This is a genomic window from Oleiphilus sp. HI0128, from assembly GCF_001635365.1.
The window spans coordinates 1-3,248 of the sequence record NZ_LWGG01000891.1; the positions used below are offsets into that span (position 1 = coordinate 1).

A 3,248-nucleotide genomic window follows, 5' to 3' on the forward strand; every position below is an offset into this window, starting at 1 on the left:
ACGTTCGGTATGAACTCAAAACCCCGTATCGCAATGGCACAACCCATGTGATCTTCGAACCCATGGACTTCATGGCCAAGCTGGCTGCACTGGTACCCAAGCCGCGCGTCAACCTCACCCGATTCCACGGAGTCTTCGCACCGAACAGCAAACACCGTGTTCAGGTCACACCGGCTAAACGCGGAAAAAAGCCTGACAAACTAGAAGCAGCCGATACTGACTGGCTCGATAAGACCCCTGAAGAGCGGCACCATGCCATGACATGGATGCAGCGACTTAAGCGAGTCTTCAATATTGATATTGAGGTTTGCGAGCACTGTGGAGGGCATGTCAAAGTGATTGCCAGCATTGAGGATCCGGACATAATCGAGCAGATTCTTAAACATCTCAAACAGAAGGCGGCCAAAGCCGATACTAACCATCACACCCAGCCGCCAGAGCGAGCCCCACCACTGACTCCCAGCCTGTTCGGCCCATCGCAGACTCGTTTATTTAATTGACGCTCCTAAGCTCTCAATCCATGTACTGTCAGCCTTTGCGGCAGGCCGGTGGGGCAACTGTCGGCTAAAGATCCATTCGCCAGGCACTTTTCGGTCAAATCGACCAAAATACGACCTTCTTTGGGCGCTGTGAAGCTAAATTCCGGGGCTTAGGCAATAAAAATGAGCAGCAATTTCGGGTATGCTACTTCATCCGAAGGGTGAAAAGGTGCTTTAAACGTCCTATACGCCCGACCATTCGTGGTTCTGAAGCGGGCAGTAAAAAGCGCTATGCCGGTATGGTTGTTAAAAATCAACAACCGGAAATGGTCTTTAAAGGGTTGGAAACGGTTCGCACTGATTGGACAGACGTGGCGAGAGACTTTCAAAAGAATCTTTACCAAATCGTCTTTGATGATCGCGACCCAAGCCAATTTATCAAAGACACCGTGGCGGCCACACTGAATGGAGAACGGGATAATCAGCTGGTTTATCGAAAACGCCTTAGAAGACCGCTCAGAGAGTACGTTAAAAACGTTCCACCCCATGCTCGATCTGCCAAAATAGCCGACGAAAAGAACAAAGCGCTTGGCAAGCCACTACAGTATCAACACAAAGGCTGGATCAACTATATCATCACCCTGAACGGGCCTGAGCCTTTGGACTATCTTGAATCAGACATTGATTACCAACACTACATTGAGAAACAGCTAAAGCCCATCGCGGAAGGCATTCTGCCCTTTATCGGGATGGACTTTGATCGCCTAATAGATAATCAAATGGCCTTATTCTAGGGAACCTAGAAGTAAGTTCCTTAAGGCTCAATGATATTAAAGACACCTCTCGGCTTCTCAAACAACCTGAAGAAACTCACTAAATCCAGCTTACTACCCTCCACCGTCAAATCATCCGAGAACAGGGTTTCTTTGATCCCAGCCTGATCAGTGGCCATTTTGAGAAATAACTCATGAGTCACCTTAAGTGTGGCATCCGCATCACTGACAGGTTCAATTTGTTCAAAATGCAGAACGGCATTTTCAATCCACAAATAGAAATTTACCTGCCTGTCAGTGAAGGTGATATTGATCTTATGATGGCTATCAAAAGCTTCCGGGCCAATTAAACGGGCAGCCATTGATATAAAGAAGTTCTCAAGAGGTGCCTCTCTCAGAACCCCCTCCATCATTGCCACATCAACGCCTTTATCCGGGCCACCATGTCTCAGCTCATAAGCCCCCGTAAGATAATTATCTCGCCAAGGCGCTGATTCCGATTGGTATCCCAATTGATCATAAGCTTTAGCAAGGAGCTCTCGGGCCTTATCGTTGCCAGGGTCAGCAAAGACCAATTTATTCAAAAGTTCGGCTACCCAACGATATTCACCCTGGTCAAAAGCCGATTGAGCAGCAAGTAGAACCCTCTCAGCCCCTCCCATTAAGGCTATGTATTTATCCGCAGATTCTTCCGGAGGAAGCGGATTAAGATTCGCAGGGTTTCCGTCATACCAGCCTAAATACCACTGATAAACCGCTTTTGCATTATGTTTTACCGTTCCATAGTAACCACGGTTGGAAAAGTTACTGGCCAAACTCGGAGGCAACTCAATCTGTTCGGCTATCTCCGTTGGCGTATACCCTGCATTTAATAAACGCACCGACTGATCATGGATATATTTATAAGTATCCCGTTGAGCTTTAAGAAATGTCACCAGTTTTTCACTGCCCCATATCGGCCAGTGGTGACTGCCAAAATAGAGGTCACTTTTCTCTGCGTATTGAATGGCATCATGAATATAACCGCTCCACTTCAAAGCATCGCGCACTTTAGCCCCTCTCAAGGTATATAGGTTGTGGAGATTACGCGAAACCAATTCAGCGCCACACCAGGCTCGGAACTCAGGAAGATAGAAAGTAAATTCTGCAGGTGCTTCTGAACCGGATACCACCTGAAATTCAAATGTCACGCCGTCGATCTCATGACGTTCACCACTCTCGGAAATCAGCACATTGGGTTCTAAGATAGTGAACTGACCAAACGCAGGTTCCTTACCTAAGCCAGAGCCCACATGCCCTCTTTCAGATTTAGGTAATCGCTTTCCGTACATGTACATAGAGCGACGTCCCATTGCCATGCCTGCCACCACATTTTCACTGGTGGCCTCTTCCATAAAGCCTTCTGGCGCGATCACTTTAAGTTGCTGTTGGCTGACTTGTTCTGGAGAGGCAATGCCATGGGCACCGCCAAAGTGATCAATATGAGAATGGGTGAACAAAATGGCGCTAACGGGTCTTTTTCCTAATTGATCATTTACCAGTTTCATTGCCACGCGTGCCGTTTCCACTGTGGTTAACGGGTCTATCACGATCCAGCCCGTCTCTCCACGAATCACGGTCATATTGGCCAGATCGAAACCACGAACCTGATATATCCCCTCTGATAACTGATACAAACCATGCCTGTTGTTGAGTCCCGCCTGCCGCCAAAGACTAGGATTTACAGTTGCAGGAGCTTGTCCTTGTATGAACTCATAGGCCTTTGTGTTCCAGGCCAATTTTCCGGAGGCGGATACTTGAAGGCCTTCTACCGTGGCTATGAAGCCTCGTTTGGATTGTGCGATATCTTCAGAATCTTTGAGGGGAAGTTGCGCTTCGACAGCCTGATTCATTTTTTGTGTTATCTGGGTGGCGGGGGAAAAACCTTCGACCGAACCTATGCCATCAACAGTTTCTGTCTGAGATTGAGTACATCCAGTAATCAAAACCGCAATTA

Annotated in this window: 3 protein-coding genes; 2 read left to right on the forward strand and 1 reads right to left on the reverse strand. The window is 47.6% G+C overall.

The window, feature by feature from the left end:
* Both A3763_RS14320 and A3763_RS14325 read left to right on the forward strand, forming a co-directional pair.
* Positions 1-500 (forward strand): transposase (locus A3763_RS14320; RefSeq protein ID WP_197482911.1); only part of this gene is annotated, 500 nt, incomplete at its 5' end.
* 200 nt (positions 501-700) lie between these two features.
* Positions 701-1,273 carry a DNA polymerase domain-containing protein gene (locus tag A3763_RS14325; RefSeq protein ID WP_068510504.1) on the forward strand — a complete coding sequence of 191 codons (573 nt, stop codon included), beginning with the start codon at positions 701-703 and terminating at the stop codon, positions 1,271-1,273.
* A 20-nt stretch (positions 1,274-1,293) separates the two neighbouring features.
* On the opposite strand, the gene A3763_RS14330 is transcribed toward A3763_RS14325, so the two are convergent.
* A partial coding sequence (locus A3763_RS14330; protein WP_197482912.1) for an alkyl/aryl-sulfatase occupies positions 1,294-3,248 on the reverse strand: 1,955 nt, incomplete at its 5' end.